Consider the following 20,236-nt stretch of genomic DNA (forward strand, 5'->3'; position numbering starts at 1 on the left):
GTTGACCCTAGGCTGCGCCCGGAACGGGCCACCGTCTCAGCAGACCCACAGGGGGGCGCATGCCGACCGCACATCACCCGTATCGCCGCGTCAGACGCCGTACGTACGCACTTCTCGCCTCGGCCGCCGCACTGGCCTCCGCTGCCGCACTGGCCACCGCGCTCCCGGCGGACGCCCACGACGGCAGGGGCGGCCACGGTGGCCACGGCGGCCACCACCCGAGCCGCTACCAGGACGTCCAGCTCCTGTCCTTCAACGACCTGCACGGCAATCTCGAACCGCCGTCCGGTTCCTCCGGCCGGGTCACCGAGCTCCAGCCGGACGGCACGACGAAGACGATCGACGCGGGCGGCGTCGAGTACCTCGCCACGCACCTGCGCGACGCCCGCGCCGGGCACCCGTACTCCATCACCGCGGCCGGCGGCGACATGGTCGGCGCCTCCCCGCTGGTCTCCGGGCTGTTCCACGACGAGCCCACCATCGAGGCGCTGAACAAGCTGAAGCTGGACGTCACCTCCGTCGGCAACCACGAGTTCGACGAGGGCGCGAAGGAACTGGCCCGGCTCCAGAACGGCGGCTGCCACCCCACGGCGGGCTGCTACACGGACAAGGAGTTCCAGGGCGCCGACTTCCCCTACCTCGCGGCGAACGTCCTCGACGAGAAGACGGGCAAGCCGATCCTGCGCCCGTACTGGGTGTGGAAGAAGAAGGACGTCAAGATCGGCTTCATCGGCGTCACCCTGGAGGGCACGCCGGGCATCGTCTCGGCGGACGGCGTCAAGGGCCTGAAGTTCAAGGACGAGGTCGAGACGATCAACAAGTACGCCAAGGTGCTCCAGCGCCAGGGCGTGCAGTCGATCGTCGCGCTCGTCCACGAGGGCGGCTTCCCCGCGTCGGGCTCGTACAACTACGACTGCGACTCCCCGGGCGTCGGCGACGGCATCTCCGGCCCGATCGTCGACATCGCCAAGAACGTGACCCCGGCCGTCGACGCGCTGGTCACCGGGCACACCCACGCCGCGTACGTCTGCACGGTCGACGATCCGGCGGGCCGCCCCCGCATGGTCACCTCGGCGGCCTCCTTCGGCCGCCTCTACACGGACACCACGCTGACGTACGACCGGCGCACCGGCGACATCGCCCGTACGGCGGTGAAGTCGGCCAACCGCGTGGTCACCCGGGACGTCCCGAAGGCGGCCGACATGACCGCCCTGATCGGCAAGTGGAACACCCTCGCCGCGCCGATCGGCAACCGGCCCATCGGCTACGTCTCCGCCGACATCGGCAACACCGGCGACGAGTCCCCCATGGGCGACCTGATCGCGGACGCGCAGTTCGCCTACGGCAAGGAACTCGACCCGGAGACCGACCTCGCGCTGATGAACCCGGGCGGGGTGCGGGCCGGGCTGACGTACACGGCCAAGGGCGGCGAGGGCGACGGCGTCGTCACCTACGCCGAGGGCTTCACCGTCCAGCCCTTCTCCAACACCGTCAACCTCCAGGACTTCACCGGTGCCCAGCTGATCCAGACGCTCAGGGAACAGGTGAGCGGCGTGAACGCGGCCGCGCCGAAGATCCTCCAGCCGTCCTCCGGGCTGACGTACACCCTGGACCTGACGAAGACGGGCGCCGACCGGGTGGTCACCGACTCGATCCGCCTGAACGGCACGGCGATCGACCCGTCGGCCACCTACCGCGTCGCGACCAACAGCTTCCTCGCGGGCGGCGGCGACGGCTTCACCACCCTGGGACAGGGCACGAACGACCTCGTCGGCACGGACGACCTGACGGCGCTGGAGAAGTACCTGACGGCGAACTCGTCGGCGAGCAGCCCGCTGGCGCCGCCGGCGGCGAACCGGATCACGATCGTGCGGTGAGACACCCCCGGGTCCAACGGTGAGGCGGCGCGCACGGTGACGAGCCGATGCGCGCCGGCCTCCACTCCTGTCCAGTGCCGCCCTCAGGCGGCGGGCGTGCCGGTGGCAGGGGCTTCGGCGCCGGTACGCTCCAAGGCCGCCAGCGCCCTGGCAGCGGCGTGCCGCCGTGCCGCACGCCGGGACCGCCCCTCGGAGGCGGCCTCACGCAGCACCTGTCGCAGCGCCGAGACCGCACGCGGTCTGTACTCCTCACCGAGGTCCACCAGGAGTACGACCGCCGCGTGCAGTCTGACGGGGTCCTGTCGGAGGATGAACTCGACGAGAGCCCCGGCCGCCTCGGAGTGGTACCTCTCGCCCAGCGAGATCAGGCACTTGGCCAGGTCCATGTGCGACAAGCGGTCGCCCCAGCGCACCCGCCTGCCGGCTTCCTTGAGTGCCTCGACCGCGATGTCGGCCTGCTCGTCGCCGACGTCCGCCAGCACTTCCGCGGCCATTGTCCGTTCGTACGAGCGGGAACTACGGCCGTGGATGGCTCCGACCAGGAGTGCCACGCCGAAACGCCGGTAATCCTGCCCCAGGGCGAGCAAGAACTCTCCCGCCGTCAGACGCTCGTGGGCAAGGGCCGGCCAGCTGGACGCCCGGCGGTATACGGATCGCGCGAGGTCCCCGGCGTACGGTTCACCGAGGAGGCCGACGTTTTCCGCGGACTCGGCGAAGCCGTAGATTGCCGAACGGAATTGCTTCGTGAGCGCCTTTACGGCCATCGGCCGGTGCCGCTGACCGAGCTGGAGCAGTATGCGCGCCGCTGCGTCCAGTCGGCGTGTCCTGATTCCGACGGTGTACACGAGGCGCGCCAGTTCCGCCGCCCTCGACGGCTCCAGGCACAGCAGTGCCTCCATGGCGCTCAGCCGCTCCGCGCGGCCGGTCCCCGGGTGGGTGGCGAGGTCGTAGAGCACGTCTCCGTCGACGGGCATGTGAGGCCCGCTCAGCAGGAGCAGCCCCCGTGCCGCCCTGCGCCGTGCTCCGACGCCGGCTCCCGGACGCACGGCGTCGGCCGTCAGCGATCCGGCGACCGACGTGACGTAGGACTCGCCCAGTTCACGCAGCGTCCGCGCGGCGTGTTGCCGGGTGGACGCGCTGGTACGCCGGCCGGCCAGCCGGGCCCGGAGTTCCGACGCGACGCAGTCCAGGTCTTCCTCGCCCAGGGCGGTCAGCACCTCGACGGCCTTTTCCCTGGTCCGGGTGTCGGTGTCCCGGTCGGCGACCACAGTCCGGAGCAGTGCGATGTCCACGGGCGGCCGCAGCTCGTTCAGGGTGAGCAGGGCCCGCGCCGCCCCCAGGCGGGCCGCCCGGTCGGTGTCAGGGGCGGTGAGCCTTGTCCGCAGTTCCTCGACGACCTCCGACGGGAGACGCCCGCCCAGCCTCCGCAGCTCCTCCGCGACGCTCGTGCGGCGCCCGGAGAGGATGTCCGGGCCGCTCAGCACCGCACACACGGCTGCCACCGGGGAGACAGGAGGTTTGCGGGAGAACAACAAGGCGTTACTCACGGCCGTGTAGAGCGGATGGGATCTCGGGTAGGTGACGTAGGGCCGCCAGAGCTCTACAGAGGTGTCCTTGACGCCTCTCAGCTCCAGGCGCAGGAAGCGGCGGGCCTCTCCATGCCAGATCGAGCCGCCGCGTCGAGCGCCCGGCAGGAGAACTTCCACGCTCCGTTCCCCCTCCTGGGCGTACGCGCCGCCGAGACGCCGCAGCCCCTGGGCCGCGGTCAGCCGGTCGGTGAACCGGGCATCCGAACGGTTGAGTGCCGTGCGCCACGCCTCGGCCGCCAGCTCTCGGTAGCCGTCACCGAGCTCTGTCAGCATCTGTGCGTACCCGCACCGCTCGCGCGGGCCGGTATCCGCATCGTCCACGAGGGCCCGGATGGACCGGGCCGCCTCCTCGACATGGGGTCCTCCGAGAGCGATGAGCTCGTCCAGCGCCTTTCGCCGATCGTTGTCACTGGTGAGAGGAGCGTCGGCCACGGCGTGCAGCAGCCGGGCCGCGGCCGCCACGAACCGCCCACCGGAATCCGCCATCTCCTTGGCCAGTTGGATCTCCACGTACGTGCCACGCAGCAGGGCGCGTGCCAGTCGGTCGATCCGTTGCTCGGCCTGCTGTGCGAGGTCACCGCCGAACTCGGCCAGAGCCTGGATCGCGTCGTACGGGACGGTCGACAGCTGGGCCGGCTCGTCGGCGAGGGCCAGCAACGCGCGAGCGGCCGTCTCGACGTGTTCCTCCCCGAGTTCTGCCAGTTCCTGCGCCGCCCAGAGCCGTTGGTTCGCCGAGGCGCGCCGGTGCCTGGCGACCGCTTGCAGTGCCGTCGCGGCCGCCGCCGGCTGCTGGGATGCGGCGAGGGCCTCCGCGGCCCGTCGCAGGGCTCGCGGTTCCACGCTCGGCAGACCGGCGACCTGTGCGAGTACCCGGGCGGCGGCCACCGAGTCGTGCGGCATCAGCGCCACGATGGCTTCCATCCGCCTGGGGGCATCGGGCTGATGGGCGATGCGGTGCAGATACTCCCGGATCCTCTCGTGCCGGATGCGGCTGAGCAGGTCCCAGACCTTGCCCCCGGGCGTCGAGACCTGAAGGGCGTCGACGGCCAGCAGCAGCCGCCGGTAGTGGATCTCCTCGGCCGGGCAGCGGGCGGCCAGCAGTTCCCCCGCGAGCATCTGATGGGGATCCAGTCCCGCTTGCAGCCAGTCCAGCAACTTCCGTCCCCCGGCACGGTGCCGATGGCAGTAGTGGGCCAGGGCCATGCGGTAGATGTGCTCAAGATGGTGTTCGGTACGTCCTGACGCGGCCAGGATCGCCGCTCGCCACCGCGGGTGTGCGATGTCGAACGACTCCGTCAGCTCCTCCTCCACGAGCTGCTCGGCCACGAGGTGTTCGGCGAACGTCGTGTGCAGGAACTCCAGACCATGTCCCCTGCGTACCAGCAGACCGGTCCCCAGCAGTGCGTCCGTCACCGCGTTGGGCCAACCCGCCAGCGGTTCGTCGGCTCCGAAGCGGCGCCCCGCCCCGTCGGCCGCGGTCTCCTCCCACCAGCGCAGCGCGACCCCGGGCAGATCCTGTTCACCACGGACGACCTGCGCGTGCGCGAGGTGCGCCAGCAGCGTCTCGACGCCGTCCTTCAGGCAGGCCACGGCGTCCCGCCCGCGGGAGGTGACCGAGGCGCGCTGCTCCAGCTTCCGCCACATGGCCTCGACCTGACCGGATCTGGCTTCGCGCAGCAGCGCGCGGTACCGCAGGTACAGGCCGCGCCGGTTGTCCGGGAGCCGATCGCCGGGGGCGTTCTCGAAGACGATGGCGGTGACGGTGGCCAGCAGCGGGTTGCGCAGCAGGTCGCTCAGCCCGGCCTCGTCGATCTGCCGCAGGAAGTCCGTGGCGAGCCCCGGGTGGCCGGAGTCCTTGAACCAGGTCTCGGTGAACTCCTCCAGGCGGTGCCGGTCGAAGGGGTCGAGCAGGTGATGGTGGAACCCTGCCGCGGCCAGCTCCTCGGTGGCCTCGGGGTCGGGCCGGGTGGTCAGCACCATGCGGATCGGAGCACGTGTGCCCTGTCTGGCCTGGTCGGCGAGGCGCCGGATGACGCGGCCGCGCTGATCGTGGTGGACCTCGTCCAGGGCGTCGACGAGGAGCAGCCAGCGGACGCCCTGTGGCAACCGGGGCAGGGTCCCGTCCCCCGGGCCGAGCCCGGTCTCGGCGGCCACCGCGCTCTCCAGTGAATGTCCGGCGCCGGAGAGCCTGGACGCGGCGACCCACAGCGGTACGAACCTGCCGTCGGCGACGACGGAATCCAGCGCCTCCCGGCCGTAGCGCAGGGCGCAGTTGTGCAGGAGCGTCGATTTCCCGGTGCCCGGGCCGGCCTCGACGAGCAGATGACCGCCTGCGCCCTGCCCGAGCAGCTCGTCGAGCACGTCTTCGAGCCGGCGAGGTGGGCCGGCGTGCTTCGCCGGTCCGAGGATCGCGGGTCTGGCCGGGTTCTGTCCCGGCCGGTGAGCGGCGCCGCGTTTGGGTCTGCCCTCCCGCCCGGCGGTGTGTTCCTTCAGCTCCTCCGCGGCCTTTTCCGGGCCCGCCGGGTCGTCCGGCGCCGCGCTCCTGCTCAGCACCTGCCGGATGTACACGGTGGTCAGCCGGCGGGTACGGCGGTCCTGGTGGAAGCGGTACGGAAGCTCGTCCGCGGCCTCGCGCTGCCGGTCCAGCACCGCTCGTACGGGCGGTTCCAGCCAGTGGTGCACGGCATCGGCGGCCAAGGCGGTTCTGGCGGTCGGCCGGACCGGGACGGGCTCGGCCTCGACGCGGTGCGCGGCGAGAAGGGACAGGAAGTCCGGGTCACCCAGGTCGCAGAGGTCGGTGGCGGTGACGTTGCGCCGGTCCCGCCCGGGAAGGTGGCTGGTGGCGATCCCGGCGAGCAGCCCTTCGTCCTGGGTGAGGATGCCCGCGCCCGAGTAGCCCTTCCACGGTGAGTCTCCGGGGCGGGGCGCCTGCGGAGCCGAGCTGTGCACGGACAGCTGGAGCTGGTGGGCCCGGCGGTCCGAGCCGAGCTGGATCGTTCCGTTGATCTGGTGGCCGCTCGGCCGGCCCTTCTCCTCGGTGAACCAGGGATAGCCGACCGCGTGCACCGCGATCTGCCCCATCTCCCGAGGCAGCAGGGCGAACCGGATGGGCGGCACGGTCAGGTACTCCGTGTCCAGGACCAGGAGCGCCACGTCCCGGTCGGGGTGCGGTACCACCCGCCGTACGACCGCCCGGGATCCACGACCGGGACCGCGCACCTCGAGGCCGGCGGGCTTGTCCCGCACTGCGTGGGCGGCGGTGATCGCCAGGTCGCCCACCAGCAGGAATCCGGACGCCTCGAAGTAGGTGTGGCCGTCGCGTTCCCGGCGGACGACCTGCACGACGCGGTCCAGACGGCTCACCATCCGTGCTCTGCCCCCGTACGCCGCGGCCCGCAGGCGGTCAGTCGTCCGCCAGCGGCACCCGGTTGGCCGGGTCGGAACCGGTCAGCACCCGGTTGCCTTCAGCGGTCTCGGCCTTCAACTGGAGGGAAACGGTGTGGGTGACGGCCTTGGAGCCCGCCGCCTTGCCGTTCGTCGACAGGACCCAGAACTTCGCCCCGACACCCGCCTCCACACTGCCCTCGACGGCGACCTCGAGGTCAAGGTTGACCGTCTCGACATGCAGCCGCACCGGCTGGCCCTCGGCGTCCAGCGAGGCCTGCGCCAGTTCGTTGCGCAACGCTTTGAGAGCCTCCGCGAGCCCGATCTTCATTGCTTCCCCCCACATCCGGTCTGACGTGCCGTCATGGTAGCGGCGCGCGAAATAGCCTGGCAATGATCTCGGTAAGTTCCATGTGAGGCTCGTAATGAATTCTGTGTGAGTGGCGAGCCGGTTCCGTGTTGCTGCTGAAAATGTCACTCAGCTGCAATTCATCGAGGTCTAAGTTGATTTGGCTTTCTTGCGTGCCGAGGTGCCGTAGTGTTTTCCATGTCGAAAGCGAACGGCGACGAAAGGCAAGACTGATGAGCTTCCGCAAGATCGCACCGGTCAAGAGGGCCCGTAAGTGCAGCCCGGCCCCGAAGGTCGCTCCGAAGCGGCGTGAGCCGAAGAAGCGCGAGCTCAAGCGCCCGGTGGGTCATGAGTAAGCGCTGCTGTAAGCAACGGGTCAAGTCAATCTGAGCAAACCTGAGAACCGGAGAGGAAATCCCTATGAGCTTCCACAAGATCGTCCCCGTCAAGAAGCATAACAAGCCCGCCCCGGTGCCCAAGAAGCCGACGCCCAAGAAGCCCGAGCCGAAGCGTCGTCCGGTCGCCCGCCAGGGCTGACAAAGAATTCGCCCACGGAAATCAGACGTAAATCACAGGGAGAGAGACACCCGCATGAGCTTCCACAAGATCGCCCCCGTCAAGAAGCACCACAAGCCCGCCCCGGCTCCCAAGAAGCCGGCGCCGAAGAAGCCCGCGCCCGCGCCGAAGCGGCGCCCGGTGGGGCACCAGGGCTGAGGCACGCCGTGAGGCGGGGTCACCGGTTACAGCGTGGTCGCACCGGTGGCCCCGCCTCGGCCATGTGCCGCACAGGTACCGAGGCACGTTCAAGGGAGTTGTCGACATGAGGGAAGCCCGCGAGGCCTTCCGCCGCTTCTGGCCGCTGACCCGAGGCGACCGAAGGTGGCTGGCGGCGATCGTGGCCTGCGTGGTGGTGTCCGCGCTCGCCGAGACCACCGCGATCCTGCTCTTCGCCGACCTCACCGACAACGCCCTGAAGGCCGGCTCGCTCTCCGCCTTCTGGGGCCCGGCCGCCGCCTGGCTCGGCGTGGCCGCCCTCGGCGCGCTGGTCGGCTACCTCGGCAACTCGCTGGCCACCTGGACCGCCGAGAGATTCGTGCTCCGCCTGCGTGCGGGCGTCTTCCGGCACATCCAGGGCCTGCCCCCGCACTTCTTCCAGAAGCACCGCCAGGGCGACCTGGTGGAGCGCCTCACCGGCGACGTGGAAGCCATCGAACAGATGGTCGTATCGGGCGTCGTCGGCACGATCTCCGCCGCCTTCTCCGCCGTCTTCTACGCCTGCGCCGCCTTCTGGCTGCGCTGGGACCTGGCCCTCGCCACCTTCGTCCTCGCCCCCCTCTTCCTCCTCGCCGCCCGCCGCTTCTCCGGCCGCATCAAGCAGACCTCCCAGGACGAGCGGACCGCCGACGGCGCGATCACCTCGGTGGTCGAGGAGTCGCTCGGCAACATCGTCCTCACCCAGGCCTACAACCGCCGCCGGGACGAGGAGAAGCGCCTCGACGCCGAGGCGCGCGCCTGGATGCGGGCCAGCGTGCGCGGGGCGCGGCTGAGCGAGATGTACGAGCAGCTCGTCGAGGTCGTCGAGACGCTGTGCGTGCTCGCCGTGATCGGCCTGGGCGTGTGGGAGATCTCGGCCGGCCGCATGACCCTCGGCCAGCTCCTCGCCTTCGCCGCCTTCCTCGGCTACCTCTACCCGCCGGTCCGGGGCCTCGGCCGGCTCGGCCTCACGGTCACCGCGGCCACCGCCGGCGCCGAGCGCATCGCCGAGATCCTGGACGCCGAGCCGGCCGTCCGCGACCCCGCCGAGCCGGTCCCCGCATGGCCGGTGCGCGGCCGGGTCGGTTTCCACGGCGTGTCCTTCCGCTACCCCGAGTCCCGCCGCGCGTCCCTGCGCGACGTGACCTTCACGGCCGGACCGGGGGAACTGGTGGTGGTGACGGGCGCGAGCGGCGCCGGCAAGTCCACCCTGTCCAAGCTCCTGACCCGCTTCTACGACCCCTCGACGGGCGCGATCTGCCTGGACGGCGTCCCCCTCACGGACATCCCCCTGGACTTCCTCCGCGAGAACGTCGCCCTCCTCCCCCAGGAGACCCTCGTCCTCAACGGCACCATCCGCGAGAACATCGGCTGCGGCCGCCCCGGCGCCACCGACACCGAGATCGAGCAGGCGGCCAGGGACGCGGCGGCGCACGACTTCATCGCCGCGCTGCCCGACGGCTACGACACCGAGATCGCGCCCGGCACGGCCGCCCTCTCCGGCGGCCAGCTCAAGCGCGTCGCCATCGCGCGTGCCATGCTGCGCGCCGCCCACGTCCTGGTACTGGACGAGCCGACGGCGGGCCTGGACGCGGTGGCCGCCCGCCAAGTGATCCAGCCCCTGCGCCGCCTCATGTCCGGCCGCACGACCATCATGATCACCCATGACCTGACCCTGGCCCCGGACGCCGACCGGATCCTGGTCGTGGACCACGGTCGACTGGTGGAAGCGGGCACCCACGCCGAACTGGCCGCCCGGGGCGGGGTGTACGCCCGGCTGGCGTCACCGTTGCCGGAGACGATCGGGGAGCAGGCGCCGGCGCTGACGGACGAGACGATGATCCTCAGGTGGTGAGCACGCCAGGACCGATCAAGACTCGCCCGCCCGCAGGCGCGCACCCCTGGTGACCGCGATGCGCAGCGTGTCCGCAAGCGACTCCACCGCCCTGACAAGCGCGAACCGCACGGCCCGCTCCCCGGCCTCCGGGTCGGCGAGCACGGCCCTGGCACCGCCCAGCACCTGCTCAGCGGAGTCCAACTGGCCCGCCTCCACGTCGTCGGCGAGGAGCGAGAGACGACTGTGGTCGCTGTCGGCGCTGAGGTAGCAGGGCTTGCCTTCGGGGGTCCACGGCAGGAGACGGAGGGCGCCGGGGGCTGCCGCTCGCTTCTCGGCGTCGCTCATGTCATCTCTCCCTGCGGTGACAAGCATTGATCACATCGCCCTGACGCTCGGATACGGCCCGGAAGAGACACCGCCCCTGCCCGTGCCGGTCGCGCTCACGCTCGGCCACGACGAGGTCCGGCGCGTCGGCCGGAGCCGCGCCGAACACCAGCATCCGGGTGCGACCCCCGTGCGGCTCGGATGCGCGCTCCACTACCGCCTGGACAAGAGCGTGGGAGAGACCGGAGAGTTCAGGAAGCCGTAGGTGTCCAGCCCCCCAGCCAGTCCGTGACCTCCTGGTTCGCCGCCTGGGCGTCGGTCAGTTGGGGGCGGTCGCTGGTCGCGGTGCCGGAGCCGGGCCCGGTGTTCTTGTACTCGGCGAAGCGGTCGTCCTTCCAGGAGAAGCCGCTCATGTCGGTCCACGGGGTGGTCTTGATCGCGGCGCTCAGGGTGGTGTTGCGGACCGTGGTCTGCGGGTCGAGGGTCGCGTCGCCGCCGGCGTGCCAGGGACGGCCGAGGTAGAAGCTGCGGTCGGACACGTCACCGTTCACCGTGGAGTTGGCGATCAGGATGCCCTTGCGGTCGGCGGCGGTCGAGGGGGCGGTGACGAAGCCGGCCGAGGTGCCGTTGTAGCGCTTCTTCAGGGTGATGACGGACTTGTCGATCACGGTGGTCGCGCGGCCGAAGATGAAGTCGACGTTGCCGATCACGTAGGAGTTGCTCATGTAGACGCGGCCGAGCTTCTCCTTGGCGGCGGTGTCCACCAGCAGGGTGTCCTGGTCGCCGCTGACGATCACGCCGTCGAGGAACACCTTGTCGGCGGCGGTGCGCAGGGCGACGGCCTGCTGGCTGATGTCCTGGTGCGCGGCCTCGTCGAAGTCGTTGGAGATGGTCAGGTTGCGGGCCTGGAAGTCGTCGGCCTCGACGGCGACGGTGGCGCTGCCCCCGGTGCCGTACGGCCCCGAACCGTCGGGCTTCTGGGTGCCCGCCGCGTTGTTGTAGACGATCACCGTGTCCTTCCGGCTGCCGCCGGCGCCCTGGATGGTGACGTGCGGCTTGTCGGACGGCACCTTGACCAGCTCGCGGTACGTGCCCGGCTTGACGCTGATCACCACGCGGGAGGGGTTGCCCGCGGGGACGGCGTTCACCGCGGCCTGGACGGTCCTGTACTGGCCGGTGCCGTCCTGGGCGACGGTGAGGGTGGTGGCGGCCGCTGCCTTGGTGGTGGGCGTGGTGGACGTGGTGGTAGTCGTGGTCGACGTGGTGGAGGCAGTCGTGCCGATGGAACTGCGCGGTCCCGCGCCGGACTTCACGAGGGCGGGCACGTCCGCGGCCTTGTCGAGGGTGTAGCCGTAGTACTTCTTCGGGTCCCAGGCCGCGCCGCTGCCCCCGCTCTCGTTCCTGCCGCTCGTGCCGGAGAAGACGTTGCCACGCTGGACCAGGGTGGCCGTGCTGTCCCGGATCACGGGGTTGTTCATGCCCTGGAAGTAGGAGTTCTCCAGCAGCATGTTCGTCCTGCCGCGCGAGTAGTTGCCGTAGGAGGACTTGATGGTGGTGCCGGCCTCGTCCTCCAGGTAGTTGTTGTAGAGGTGGGCGTGGGCGACGTTGTCCGTGGACGGGTTGCGCTGTTCCGTCTCGCGGATCCAGTTGTGGTGGATCGTGATGTCCGCGGTGACGTTGTCGGTCCAGCCGATGCCGAAGGCCTTGTTCTCCTGGCTGAGCTTGTTCCAGGAGACGGTCAGGTAGGTGGTGTCCTTGCGGCTGTCTATGAGCCCGTCGGCCATGTGCCGGATGTCGTTGTGGTCGATCCAGACGTGGTGGGCGCCGTCCATCTGGATGCCGTCGTAGTCGTGCTCCTTGTCGTTCCAGGTGCCCTGGTACGCGTCCCGGATCGTGAGGTTCCGGATGATCACGTTGTGGACGCCCTGGCCGAGGAAGAATCCGCCGCCGACGATCTGTCCGGAGGTGCCGGAACCGACGATCGTCTTGTTCGACTGGACCTTGATCTCTTTGCCGACCGGGTCCATGTCGATGGTCGCCGCGACGACGATGACGTACGGCTCGGTGGCGGTCGCGTACTTCTCGAGGTCCGCGAGCGTCCTGACCGTGACGGTCTTGCCGTCCCGGCCGCCGTACGTGCCGTTCTGCCCCAGCGCGTTGACGGAGGCGAAGCCGTCGGCGGTCGCGGTGGCCCAGGCGGGGGTGGCGGCGGTCGCGGCCGAGGCCTTCTGCTGGGTGCCGGTGACTCCGTAGGTGACGGCGGCGGCGGTGGTCAGCGCGAGCGGGACGCCGAGGGCGAGAGCCGTGCGACGTCTGCGGTGGCGCGGCTTCGAGTGGGGGGTGGCCATGGGGCGGCTCCTGTTCGGGTCGTTCCCGGTTGGGGGTGAACTGGAGTTGCCGCGGGGCGGGGGGAAGGTTGCCGCACGCAAGGCGCTTCTTTCATCAGGACATACGGTGATATCACGATTACGCTCCGGAGTGGACCGGCAACAGAGTGTGCTGTCGGTGTACGGCAACGCGACATCCATGCAGGTCACCGTCACCTCCGAAAGGGCAGGAGCCATGACCACTACGGCACCAGACGTCGTCCAGCTCAAGCTGGAACGAGCCTTCGACACCATGGACGCCAACAACGACGGCTACGTGGACTGGTCGGACTACCAGCAGCTCGTCGACCGCTACATCAGCGTCTTCAAGCTCGGCAAGAACGACCTCCGGGCCGGCGGAATCCAGGCCTTCTACCAGATGTACTGGCAGGAGCTCATCCGGCACGCGCGACCGAACGGGCAGCAGCAGCGCCTCTCCAAGGAACAGTTCGTCGAGGCCAACCGCCTTGCGAGCATGGACACCAGCCGGCTCAACATGGTCGAGGGCTGCGGCCACGCGATCTTCGACTGCATGGACGTCAACGGCGACAACGAGATCAGCAAGGAAGAGTTCGAGAACTTCCTGAGGAAGGTCTGGAAGGTCTCCCAGCCCGACGCGATCGAGACCTTCCACAGGCTCGATGTCGACGGGGACGGCTCCATCTCGCGGCGGGAGTTCATCCGGGCGGCACACGAGTACTTCTACTCGAACGACCCGAACGCTGCGGGCAGCCTCCTCTTCGGGCACGTCTGATCGTCCCGGGGGCCGTCCGGGGCAGGGACCCGATGGCCGGTCGGCATGCCGCCACGGTGGCATGCCGACCGCGCCGATCGCCCCGGAGAGCCGGACGGCCACTCCCCACCTGCGGCCGCTCCTCCCCTACGGCCTCTCGCCGTCAGCCGCGTTCGAAGCAGTGCGAGTAGCCGATGACGGAGAAGCCGCGCCGCTCGTACCAGTGGCGCGGCCAGTCCGCGGCGTCGGCGGTCAGGAACCGGGTGCCGCAGCCCGCGTCGACAGCCGAGCGCAGGGCGGTGGTCAGGACGGCGTCGGCGTATCCGCGCTTGAGGTGGGACTCCGAGGTGATCAGGTCCTCGATCTGGGCCGTGCCGGTTGCCGGGTCCATGTAGAGGTCGGCCCATGAGGCGACCTCGCCGTCATCCGTGCGGGCGCCTATGAAACGAACGATGTCGGCCGCTCGCCGGCGAGCCTCGCGCCGGTCGACGAGGTGGCGTACGACCTCGTCGTCGACGTCCGGGAGGAGGCCACGCCATCGCCTGGTGAGCGGGGTACGTATCGCGTCGAGGTCCACCTCGTCCGCGGCGAGGCCGCCGGCCGGCACCGGGCCCGTGTGCAGCATGACCAGATAGGTGGAGTGGGTGTAGCCGGTGCGGATCAGCAGCTCTGCGCATGCCATTCCGACTTCGTGGTCAAGGACGGAGATCATTCGGTGCGGTAAATGGCCCAGTGCTTGCTCCGCGATTGCGGGCAGCGCCTCGGAATCGACGACCGTATCGATGATGACCTGGTTGTTCGCGCGGGAGTGGGCGAAGGCGTCGTCGTACACGGCGAACCCGCCCGGGAGGCCGACGGTGTGCGCGGCCTGGCGGCGGGCGAAGGCGGCCAGGAAGGCGTTGATCCGCTGAAGTTCCGAGCTCGGCATGGGGGGAGCCTACGAAGCCGTGAGCATGGCCGCCTCCGAATTGCCCGGCGGACCGTGTCCGGCCCGCCCCTGCCCGCCTCCACTCATCGTCCGATCGGGTGATCCTCAGGTATTGCCGCTGGTCAGACGTAACGCCCTACCTACGGTGATCGCGTTGCTTGTGCCGCGAGCACACCCAGCCCACACTTGAGGAGGTGACGCCACCCATGACCGCTCTTGCGCACGAGAGGCCCGAGACCATGACTGAGATCTGGACCGAGCCCCTGACCGAGAGCGGCCCTGACCTGGACGAGGTCGTGTGGCACGCATGGAAGGCCATGGAACTCCCCGAGGGCTACCACGCTGAGATCATCGAGGGAGCCATCGAGGTGTCGCCCACCGGTCGCCTGTCCCATGCTCAAATCGTCAACCGCCTGCGCAACGCGCTGGTTCGCTATCTGGGGGAAGGCGAGTACGCGGCATACCAGGACACCAACGTCATCTTCCGGCGCAAAGGGTGGATTCCCGATCTCCTTGTCGCGCCAGAGGATCTCGAACCGTACGCGGACGAGGACGGGCTTGGTGTCGATGCCGCAGCGGTTCGCCTGGTCCTCGAAGTCGTCTCACCCGGCAAGCGCAACCAGGAAAGGGACCGCGTCAGGAAACGCCGCGAGTACGCTCGCGCCGGCATCCCCGTGTACATCGTCATCGATGACTACGACGACCACGGCGCCGTCACCCTCCTCACCGACCCTCACCCCGACAAGGCCGACTGGGGTGAGTCCCACCGGGTGCCCTACGGCACCGATGTCGTCATCCCCAAAGGCCCCGCCAAGGGCTTCGTGATCGGCGAAGCGATCACCGGCCCGAAGCGCGGCTGAGGGGCAGTCGGGCCAAGGGCGTTACGCGGAATCCGGCGGAGCCGTCGGCGCCCCCGGTAGCCGTACGGTCGCCACCGTGCCGCCGCCGTCCGCGCGGGAGAGGGAGACCGCGCCGCCCGCCTCCTGGACCGTGCGGGCCACGATGGACAGGCCGAGGCCGGAGCCGGGGAGGGCGCGGGCCGAGGGGGAGCGCCAGAAGCGGTCGAAGACGTGGGGGAGTTCGTCGGCGGGGATGCCGGGTCCGTGGTCGCGGACCGTGAGGACGCCGTCGACCAGCCGCACCTCGATCGTGCCGCCCTCGGGGCTGAACTTCACCGCGTTGTCCAGGATGTTGACCACCGCCCGCTCCAGCGCGGCCGGCTCCGCCCGGGTGTACCAGGGCTCCAGGGACGCCGTGATGGTCAGCTCCGGGCCGCGCAGGCGGGCGCGGTTCAGGGCCGCCTCCACGGTGTCCTCCAGGGAGACCACCTGGACGCGTTCGCCGCGCTGGCCCTCCGAGCGGGACAGTTCCTGGAGGTCGCCGATGAGCGAGGCCAGCTCCGTCATCTGGGCCTTCACCGAGGCGAGGAGCGCCTTGCGGTCCGCCGGGGGGATGGGGCGGCCCGTCTCCTCGCTGCGGGTGAGGAGTTCGATGTTGGTGCGGAGCGAGGTGAGAGGGGTGCGGAGTTCGTGGCCCGCGTCCGCGATGAGCTGCTGTTGCAGCTCGCGGGAGCTGGCCAGGGACGAGGTCATGGAGTTGAAGGAGCGGGAGAGGCGGGCGACCTCGTCCTCGCTGTCCTCCTCGACCGGGATGCGGATGCTCAGGTCCTCCGTGCGGGCCACGTGCTCGACGGCTTCGGTGAGCTTGTCGACGGGGCGGAGGCCTGCGCGGGCCACGGCGAGGCCGGCGGCTCCTGCGCCGACCACTCCGACGCCGGAGACGAGGAGGAGGATCAGGGCCAGGTCGTTGAGGGTGCTCTGGGTGGCCTTCAGCGGCGCCGCGACGAGGAGTCCGACGTTGGGGCCGGCCTCACCGGTCTGGCGGTTGTGGGTCGTGCCCATCGGCTTGACGACGACGCGCACCGCGTTGCCCTCGGTGTCGGTGCCGTTGCGGAAGTACAGCTCGTCGGTGTTCGCGTTCTTGATCTCGTTCTTGTCGTCCTGGGTGACCTTGACCTTGCCGGTGGCGTTCGAGGAGAGGCAGATGCTGCCGTCCTCCTTGACCGCCTGGGTGTAGGAGCTGCGGAAGTCTCCGTCGCCCTGCGGGCTGCCGGCGCAAGTCTGGAGAGCGTCGTTGATCAGACCGTAGGGGGCGGGCCCCCGCATGCCCTTCGCCAGGTCGTTGTTGAGCTGGTCGTACAGCTTCCCCTGCACGATGAACCAGCACGTCACCGACACCGCCGCCACCGCGAACGCCACCGCCGCCGCCACCAGCAGGGCCAGCCGGGAGCGGATGGGGAGGGAACGGTAGCGGCGAACCAGCCTTCTCACTCGGCGCCGCCCTGTCGCAGGACGTAGCCCACGCCCCGCACGGTGTGTACGAGGCGTGGCTCGCCGCCCGCCTCGGTCTTGCGGCGGAGGTACATGACGTAGACGTCCAGGGAGTTCGACGAGGGCTCGAAGTCGAAGCCCCAGACCGCCTTCAGGATCTGCTCACGCGTGAGCACCTGACGGGGGTGGGCCATGAACATCTCCAGGAGCGTGAACTCGGTGCGGGTCAGCTCCACCTGGCGGCCGCCGCGGGTGACCTCGCGGGTCGCGAGGTCCATGCGCAGGTCGGCGAAGGTGAGGGCCTCGTCCTCCTGGGCCTGGGCGGAGACGGCCGCCGCGTAGGAGCTGCGGCGCAGCAGGGCGCGGATGCGGGCGAAGAGTTCGTCGAGTTCGAAGGGCTTGACCAGGTAGTCGTCGGCTCCGGCGTCGAGTCCGGTGACCCGGTCGCCGACCGTGTCGCGGGCCGTGAGCATGAGGATCGGCGTCGTCTCGCCCGCGCCGCGGATGCGGCGGGCGGCGGTGAGGCCGTCCATGCGGGGCATCTGGATGTCGAGGACGACCAGGTCGGGCTTGTAGGCGGTCGCCTTCTCCAGGGCGTCGGCGCCGTCGACCGCGACCTCGGTGTCGTACCCCTCGAAGGCGAGGCTGCGCTGAAGTGCTTCGCGTACGGCCGGTTCGTCGTCGACGATCAGGATGCGCTGGGGGTCACGGTCGCCTTCGGCGGGGCTCATCGCTCGCGGTTCCTCGGGGTGCGGTGGGTGGGGACGCTTTCAGCGTCGCATGACTGCGGGCTGTGGAGTAGGCAGGAGGCCGGTGTCAGCCGGGCATGGTCGTCAGGCGCTTCAACGGCACCTTGTGGCGGTGCGGGCGGCTGGCGGGGACGCGCAGACCCATCAGCTCGGGGGCCGCGACCTCGGGGGCGCGCGGCGCGGGCACCGGCGCGTGGAGGTCGTACGCCACCTCGAGGGCCAGGGTGATGCCGGCCGGGTCGGTTCCGGTGACCGTGTGCGAGACCTGATTGATCATGACGTACTCCCTGGATGTGCGAGGCCGCTGGTTCAGCTGTCGGAGCCCGACCGCAGCTTGGCCAGGTCGGACTTGACGGTGTTGATCGGGATGGCGAAGCCGAGGCCGATGCTGCCCGCGTCGGAGGACGAGGACGACTGCTGACTCGACGAGTACATCGCGGAGTTGATGCCGATGATGTTGCCGCCGGCGTCGATCAGGGCGCCGCCGGAGTTGCCGGGGTTCAGCGAGGCGTCGGTCTGGATCGCCTTGTAGGTGGTGGTGGAGGAACCGGTGTCGCCGTTGAACTGCTGGCCGCCGAACTGGAACGGCCACTGTCCGCCGCTCCCGCCCTGGCTCTGGCCCTGGTTCTCGTCGGTGGAGACGGTCACGTCACGGCTGAGCGCGGAGACGATGCCGCTGGTGACGGTGCCGGTCAGGCCCTCGGGGGAGCCGATCGCCACGACCGTGTCGCCGACCTGGACGCCGGAGGAGTTGCCGAGGGCCGCGGCCTTCAGGCCGGAGGCGTTCCGGAGCTTGATGAGGGCGAGGTCCTTGGAGCTGTCGGTGCCGACGACCTGGGCGGTGTAGGACTTGCCGTCGCTGGTCGTCACCTTGATCGAGGAGGCGCCGGAGATGACGTGGTTGTTGGTGATGATCTCGCCGCCGGAGCTGATGATCACGCCGGAGCCGGTGGAGGAGCCGTTGCTGAGGGTCGCGTTGATCTCGACCACGCTCGGGCTGACCGCGGCGGCGATCGCGGCGACGTTGCCCTTCTTGCTGGAGGGCACCACGTTGGTGGTGGTGCTGGAGGTGGCGACGGTGTCCTTGCCGGTGAGCTCCTGGAAGGCGTACGCGGTGCCGCCGCCCACGGCCGCGGCGACTATCGCCACGGCGGCCAGCAGGGCGATCGGGCCCCGGGTGCGCTTCTTCTTCGGCGCCGGGTCGGCGTCGGCGGGGACGGTGGGGAGGAGAGCGGTACCGCCGCCGTGCCCGCCGTGTCCGCCGTCCGCGGTGGTCTGGGGGGTGGCCGGCCAGACGGTGGTGCCCGGCTCGGTGGTGACGGGCTGCGGGGTGACCGGCTGCGCGGGCCGGTACGCCGGAGGGGCCGGCCACTGGGGGTCCACGGGGGAGGAGGCGTGCTGCTGCTGGGGGTACGCGCCCTGGTAGGCGTCACCCTGGGGGTTCTCGTACGCGCCGCTGCGGCGGAAGCTCTCGGTCATGGAACAGAGCTTCGCCCGCGACCATGAGAGCTGGCTGAGTGCTCCCTGAGAAGCCCGGCAGAACCTCGTATGCCCGATATAAAGACCGTCCTCGCAGCTCGGAGCGGGTTCTCAGGGGACGTTCATCGTGACGGGTACAGGTCACTCACAGCCGCGGGGGTACGTCATTCGGCTGCGGGCTTGTGGCCGAGGGTGTGTCATCGCGGGCGGTGGTGTGGAAGCCGCCTTTCCGAGCCGCGGGAGCCGTGTCGTCCCCGGCGTCGGGCGTAGGGCATGGGAAGCCGCAGGACACGACTCCCTCACGGCTTCGGACCGCGGGACTCCGGCACTCGCAGGCCGTGGGACTCCGGCAGCCGCAGGACGCCCGCAGCCGCAGGGCCTGGCTCACGGGCAGCCGCAGGGCGCGGGACTCCCCGAGCCGGGGACCGCGGGACCCTCGCAGCCGCGGGTCACCGGCAGCCGCGGGACGCAGGCCAGCGACCCGCACCCCCGCGACGTGTCACGCACAGCCGCACGAGCCGCGGACCACCAGCCGGGACGGGAACGTCTTCAGTCGCTCGCGCCGGGAGCCGGCCACCCGTAGGCCGTCGTCGAGGACGAGGTCGACGGCGGCGCGGGCCATCGCGGAGCGGTCCGAGGCGATCGTCGTCAGCGGCGGGTCGGCCAGGGCCGCTTCCTTGATGTCGTCGAAGCCGGCCACCGCCAGCTCACCGGGCACGTCGATGCGCAGTTCGCGCGCGGCCCGCAGCAGGCCGATCGCCTGGTCGTCGGTGGAGCAGAAGACCGCGGGCGGGCGGTGCGGGCCGGAGAGCAGCTCGAGCGCGACCTTGTAGGCGTCGTAGCGGTTGTACGGCGCCTCGAAGAGCCGTCCCTCGGTCGGGATGCCCGCCTCGGTCATCGCGCGCCGCCAGCCCTCGACGTGGTCGGAGACCGGGTCGCCGACGGAGGGGGTCTCGGCGGTGCCGCCCACGCAGGCCACGTACTCGTAGCCGTGTTCGAGGAGGTGGCGTACGGCCAGCTGGGCGCCGCCCAGGTCGTCGGTGACGACGGCGACGTCGTCGATGGCCTCGGGGCGCTCGTGCAGCAGCACCACCCGGGCGTCCCAGGCCTCGATCTCGGCGGCGGCCTGGTCGTTCAGCGCGTGGGAGACGAGGATGAGGCCGGAGACCCGCATGCCCAGGAAGGCGCGCAGGTAGTGGACCTCGCGTTCGCTGACGTAGTCGGTGTTGCCGACGAGGACCATCTTGCCGCGCTCGGAGGCGGCCTGTTCGACCGCGTGCGCCATCTCCCCGAAGAAGGGCTGGCGGGCGTCCGGGATGATCAGGCCTATCAGGTCGGTGCGCCGCGAGGCCATCGCCTGGGCGACCCGGTCGGGCCGGTACCCCAGCTCCTTGATCGCGGCGAGGACACGCTCGCGCGTGGCCGGGGCGACCGGCCGGGGTCCGTTGTTGATGACATAGCTGACAACGGCGGTGGAAGTCCCCGCCAGCCGCGCCACATCGTCCCGAGTCACCTTGGCCACGCGCGGAGTCTACGCG

The 20,236-nt window shown here is 70.3% G+C and carries 16 protein-coding genes; 6 read left to right on the forward strand and 10 right to left on the reverse strand.

The window, feature by feature from the left end; all coding sequences use genetic code 11:
• The first annotated feature begins 59 nt into the window (after positions 1 to 59).
• A complete protein-coding gene (locus ACFY01_RS40800; RefSeq protein ID WP_390740848.1) occupies positions 60 to 1,877 on the forward strand; it encodes a bifunctional metallophosphatase/5'-nucleotidase in 1,818 nt (605 codons plus the stop codon).
• Positions 1,878 to 1,960: 83 nt separating this feature from the next.
• Here the strand turns inward: ACFY01_RS40800 and ACFY01_RS40805 are convergent, their stop codons facing one another.
• Both ACFY01_RS40805 and ACFY01_RS40810 read right to left on the reverse strand, forming a co-directional pair.
• Positions 1,961 to 6,832: a trypsin-like peptidase domain-containing protein gene (locus tag ACFY01_RS40805; RefSeq protein WP_390740849.1), complete on the reverse strand. Its 4,872-nt coding sequence runs from the start codon at positions 6,830 to 6,832 to the stop codon at positions 1,961 to 1,963.
• 37 nt (positions 6,833 to 6,869) lie between these two features.
• Positions 6,870 to 7,181: a trypco2 family protein gene (locus ACFY01_RS40810; RefSeq protein WP_390740850.1), complete on the reverse strand. Its 312-nt coding sequence runs from the start codon at positions 7,179 to 7,181 to the stop codon at positions 6,870 to 6,872.
• A gap of 609 nt (positions 7,182 to 7,790) precedes the next feature.
• Here ACFY01_RS40810 and ACFY01_RS40815 point away from each other — a divergent pair.
• Both ACFY01_RS40815 and ACFY01_RS40820 read left to right on the forward strand, forming a co-directional pair.
• Positions 7,791 to 7,913 (forward strand): hypothetical protein, encoded by a 123-nt coding sequence (locus ACFY01_RS40815; protein ID WP_390740851.1) that lies wholly within the window; start codon positions 7,791 to 7,793, stop codon positions 7,911 to 7,913.
• A gap of 106 nt (positions 7,914 to 8,019) precedes the next feature.
• Complete coding sequence (locus tag ACFY01_RS40820) at positions 8,020 to 9,807, forward strand: ABC transporter ATP-binding protein (protein ID WP_390740852.1); 1,788 nt, start codon at positions 8,020 to 8,022, stop codon at positions 9,805 to 9,807.
• Between the two features lie 15 nt (positions 9,808 to 9,822).
• Here ACFY01_RS40820 and ACFY01_RS40825 read toward each other — a convergent pair whose 3' ends face one another.
• Positions 9,823 to 10,134, reverse strand: a complete 312-nt coding sequence (locus ACFY01_RS40825; RefSeq protein WP_390740853.1) for a hypothetical protein — start codon at positions 10,132 to 10,134, stop codon at positions 9,823 to 9,825.
• A 16-nt stretch (positions 10,135 to 10,150) separates the two neighbouring features.
• Here ACFY01_RS40825 and ACFY01_RS40830 point away from each other — a divergent pair, with 16 nt between their 5' ends.
• Positions 10,151 to 10,378, forward strand: a complete 228-nt coding sequence (locus ACFY01_RS40830; protein WP_390740854.1) for a DUF6177 family protein — start codon at positions 10,151 to 10,153, stop codon at positions 10,376 to 10,378.
• Here ACFY01_RS40830 and ACFY01_RS40835 read toward each other — a convergent pair.
• Positions 10,365 to 12,461 (reverse strand): pectinesterase family protein, encoded by a 2,097-nt coding sequence (locus ACFY01_RS40835; protein WP_390740855.1) that lies wholly within the window; start codon positions 12,459 to 12,461, stop codon positions 10,365 to 10,367. The two genes, ACFY01_RS40830 and ACFY01_RS40835, sit on opposite strands and share 14 nt — an antisense overlap.
• A 214-nt stretch (positions 12,462 to 12,675) precedes the next feature.
• On the opposite strand from ACFY01_RS40835, the gene ACFY01_RS40840 reads away from it, so the two are divergent.
• Positions 12,676 to 13,233, forward strand: coding sequence for an EF-hand domain-containing protein (locus tag ACFY01_RS40840; protein WP_390740856.1), 558 nt, complete (start codon positions 12,676 to 12,678; stop codon positions 13,231 to 13,233).
• A 142-nt stretch (positions 13,234 to 13,375) separates the two neighbouring features.
• Here the strand turns inward: ACFY01_RS40840 and ACFY01_RS40845 are convergent, their stop codons facing one another.
• Entirely contained in the window at positions 13,376 to 14,140 is a 765-nt protein-coding gene (locus tag ACFY01_RS40845) for a GNAT family N-acetyltransferase (RefSeq protein WP_390740857.1), read from the reverse strand.
• A gap of 206 nt (positions 14,141 to 14,346) precedes the next feature.
• Here ACFY01_RS40845 and ACFY01_RS40850 point away from each other — a divergent pair, with 206 nt between their 5' ends.
• Complete coding sequence (locus ACFY01_RS40850) at positions 14,347 to 15,000, forward strand: Uma2 family endonuclease (protein ID WP_390740858.1); 654 nt, start codon at positions 14,347 to 14,349, stop codon at positions 14,998 to 15,000.
• A gap of 21 nt (positions 15,001 to 15,021) precedes the next feature.
• On the opposite strand, the gene ACFY01_RS40855 is transcribed toward ACFY01_RS40850, so the two are convergent.
• The 5 genes from ACFY01_RS40855 to ACFY01_RS40875 form a co-directional block, all read right to left on the reverse strand.
• Positions 15,022 to 16,470, reverse strand: a complete 1,449-nt coding sequence (locus ACFY01_RS40855; RefSeq protein ID WP_390740859.1) for an ATP-binding protein — start codon at positions 16,468 to 16,470, stop codon at positions 15,022 to 15,024.
• Positions 16,467 to 17,201, reverse strand: coding sequence for a response regulator transcription factor (locus ACFY01_RS40860; protein ID WP_361454209.1), 735 nt, complete (start codon positions 17,199 to 17,201; stop codon positions 16,467 to 16,469). Before ACFY01_RS40860 ends, ACFY01_RS40855 begins: the two co-directional genes overlap by 4 nt.
• A gap of 85 nt (positions 17,202 to 17,286) precedes the next feature.
• Positions 17,287 to 17,496, reverse strand: a complete 210-nt coding sequence (locus ACFY01_RS40865; RefSeq protein ID WP_390740860.1) for a hypothetical protein — start codon at positions 17,494 to 17,496, stop codon at positions 17,287 to 17,289.
• 32 nt (positions 17,497 to 17,528) lie between these two features.
• On the reverse strand, positions 17,529 to 18,698 hold the full coding sequence (locus ACFY01_RS40870; protein WP_390740861.1) for a trypsin-like peptidase domain-containing protein: 1,170 nt from the start codon (positions 18,696 to 18,698) through the stop codon (positions 17,529 to 17,531).
• A 499-nt stretch (positions 18,699 to 19,197) separates the two neighbouring features.
• A complete protein-coding gene (locus ACFY01_RS40875) occupies positions 19,198 to 20,220 on the reverse strand; it encodes a LacI family DNA-binding transcriptional regulator (RefSeq protein WP_390740862.1) in 1,023 nt (340 codons plus the stop codon).
• Positions 20,221 to 20,236 lie beyond the last annotated feature (16 nt).

Source organism: Streptomyces sp. NPDC001480 (genome assembly GCF_042894725.1).
GTDB lineage: Bacteria > Actinomycetota > Actinomycetes > Streptomycetales > Streptomycetaceae > Streptomyces.